At 43.1% G+C, this 2,340-nt stretch carries 2 protein-coding genes and 1 pseudogene; all 3 read left to right on the forward strand.

What is annotated here, in order from left to right:
* Positions 1–130 precede the first annotated feature (130 nt).
* Positions 131–799, forward strand: coding sequence for an IS1096 element passenger TnpR family protein (locus VN429_RS08555; RefSeq protein ID WP_325632141.1), 669 nt, complete (start codon positions 131–133; stop codon positions 797–799).
* A 515-nt stretch (positions 800–1,314) separates the two neighbouring features.
* Positions 1,315–1,632: pseudogene (locus VN429_RS12580) on the forward strand (DUF389 domain-containing protein); the annotation flags it as partial.
* A 121-nt stretch (positions 1,633–1,753) separates the two neighbouring features.
* Positions 1,754–2,008 (forward strand): hypothetical protein, encoded by a 255-nt coding sequence (locus VN429_RS08565; protein ID WP_325632146.1) that lies wholly within the window; start codon positions 1,754–1,756, stop codon positions 2,006–2,008.
* The last annotated feature ends 332 nt before the right edge of the window (positions 2,009–2,340 follow it).

Genomic DNA, 2,340 nt, shown 5'->3' on the forward strand with positions numbered 1-2,340 from the left:
GTTTATCACATAACGAAATGAGCCACTAAAAAGTCTTTGGTGATAGATTACATCAGTACTCAATCTTGTGTTTTACCCGGTGTTGGGTATAAACCGATACCATCAACATGGATTTTTCCCAATCAATAGTATGGCAAAGCAGCTGCCAACCCCAGGCCACTGCCTTCTCTGTAGGGAGGAGGTTACCAAACGTACCATCAAGACCCATATTCTGAAAAACCACCAGGACCCGGATGGTGATTTGCGGTCTCTGATCCTGGTTGATACTCCGTATTCGTCACCATACTGGCTTATGTTGTCAGTAGATCCATCAGCATCCCTCAAGAATCTTGACGATGTGCTCAGGGGGGTGTGGCTTGAATGCTGCGGTCATTTGAGTTCCTTTTTCATCGATGGTGAGGAGATTGAGATGACCTGGGAGGAAGAAACAGCCAATTCAGGAAAGAAAGGGGCATCATCTAAAACGAATTCTCTAAAATCAATTCTCGTCCCGGGACACACATTTGAATATATATATGATTACGGGTCAACAACCGAACTCCGTCTTAAGGTTGGAGAACAGATCAGGATGAAAAATACCGGAGAAGCGGTTTCTGTTCTTGGTATGAATGAACCACCTGCCTGGACATGCAGTGAGTGTGGAAAGCCTGCATCTTTTCATTACAATGAAGAGGATGATGAAACCGTACTCTGCAAGGAGTGTTCAGAAGACCCTGACCTCGATGATTGCTATCTTCTCCCGATTACAAATTCACCCCGTACCGGGGTCTGTGCCTATGAGGGAGGCCGGTATGATTAAGAAGGGGAGTTAAGTTCCTGCCATAGTGGGTGTTGACTGAGCAGCACCCTGTTTCAGGTATTCCTCTACTCATAATGAGACCAGATAGTTCTCCCTTCCCAAGACTGGAACAGGTGAAAATTCAACCCTAATTTCAATCAAAACGTAAAGAACTGCTACAATCCGGGATCACGATATGAAAACGTTGATGATCCTTACGGTTAAACCTCTCATTCCTGAATGTGTCCTGGGGAAGACTCTCTGAATCACCACAAAACTACCCGGGCTCTAAGTTCCCATCAGGATAGTGAAGATCCATGTTTGACGAATATCTATAGACCGGACGGTTTGATCAATCTTACCTTCCAGAATTGCAGGATAAATTCTTTTTTGAAGGTGAAAACACCCACCGGTCAATCTTTAATTATGTTGTTCTTTTAACACTGGCAACAATCATCTCAACATATGGAGTCATTTCAGGGTCGACTGACACGGTTATCGGTGCAATGATCCTATCGCCCATGATGTTGCCAATAATGGCAACTACTCTTGCCATTGTTCTTGGTGATAGTAAAAGAGCCTCGATATCCCTTGGGAGAGCATTTTTAAGTGTTTTATACGTCGTTCTTCTCGCAATATTCATATCAATATGGGTTTCTCCGGTTGGTATCGATTTTAAGATGAATCCACAGATTCTATCCCAGACATCTCCTGATATTTTTGCTCTTTTTGTGGCTCTTGCTTCAGGAGTTGCAGGAGCATTTGCTATCAGCAGGAAGAGTATCAGCGATTCACTGCCAGGTGCTACGATTGCGATATCGCTTGTCCCTCCCCTTACTGTTGTTGGAATCTCTCTTGCCAAGGGTCAGTGGTCCAATGAAACCGGATCATTCCTGTTATTTTTGACAAGCTTTTTTCGCAATTCTTGTCGCCGGTGGTGCAGTACTCTGGATAACCGGAGTAAACCAGGGATGGATGGATACCAAGCGGTTATGGTACTGGAAAAAGACATTTATTATTGCGGTTATTTGCACGGTAATCATTACAATCCCATTATTCTTTTCAGGGCTACAAACCCTGGAGCAGGCGATGAGTACAAACGATGCCTTACTGCTCACAGATGAATGGCTGGAAGGGACATCATACAACATTAATGAATACACATTCAGACCACCAAATTTTACTGTTTCAATTTATGGTTCAGGAGATGTTCAGCAGTTACTGACCTGAAGAATAGTATCGAGAGAACGATGAATATCCCGATAAATGTTGAAGTGAGAGTCATTCCGGTTACGGTCTATTCTTCAGTGTTAAAGGTTAATTCCTGAATTGATGATTGATTATCGATGACCATAACTCTGTAGATCCAGAAAGAGATCCTTTTCCCATACCGATCCCCCAATCATAATGTTACAGAACCCGGAAAGGTCTTAAATTTTTTATCCGACTATCACCTGATAAACCAACAAGTAAGGTACAAACAGGAGAATGCGATTAAAACTGATATGTAAAAGGCAAAGTCCTCTGTTCAGTAGTCGCGGCATGATTTTTCCTCGCATACC

Origin of the sequence: Methanospirillum sp. (assembly GCF_035560735.1) — an archaeon.
Taxonomy (GTDB): Archaea; Halobacteriota; Methanomicrobia; order Methanomicrobiales; family Methanospirillaceae; genus Methanospirillum.

What these genes read in the sequence shown, in the direction of transcription:
- VN429_RS08555 (WP_325632141.1), top strand. Translation starts at nt 131, where the DNA reads ATGGCAAAGCAGCTGCCAACCCCAGGCCACTGCCTTCTCTGTAGGGAG.
- VN429_RS08565 (WP_325632146.1), top strand. Translation starts at nt 1,754, where the DNA reads ATGGATACCAAGCGGTTATGGTACTGGAAAAAGACATTTATTATTGCG.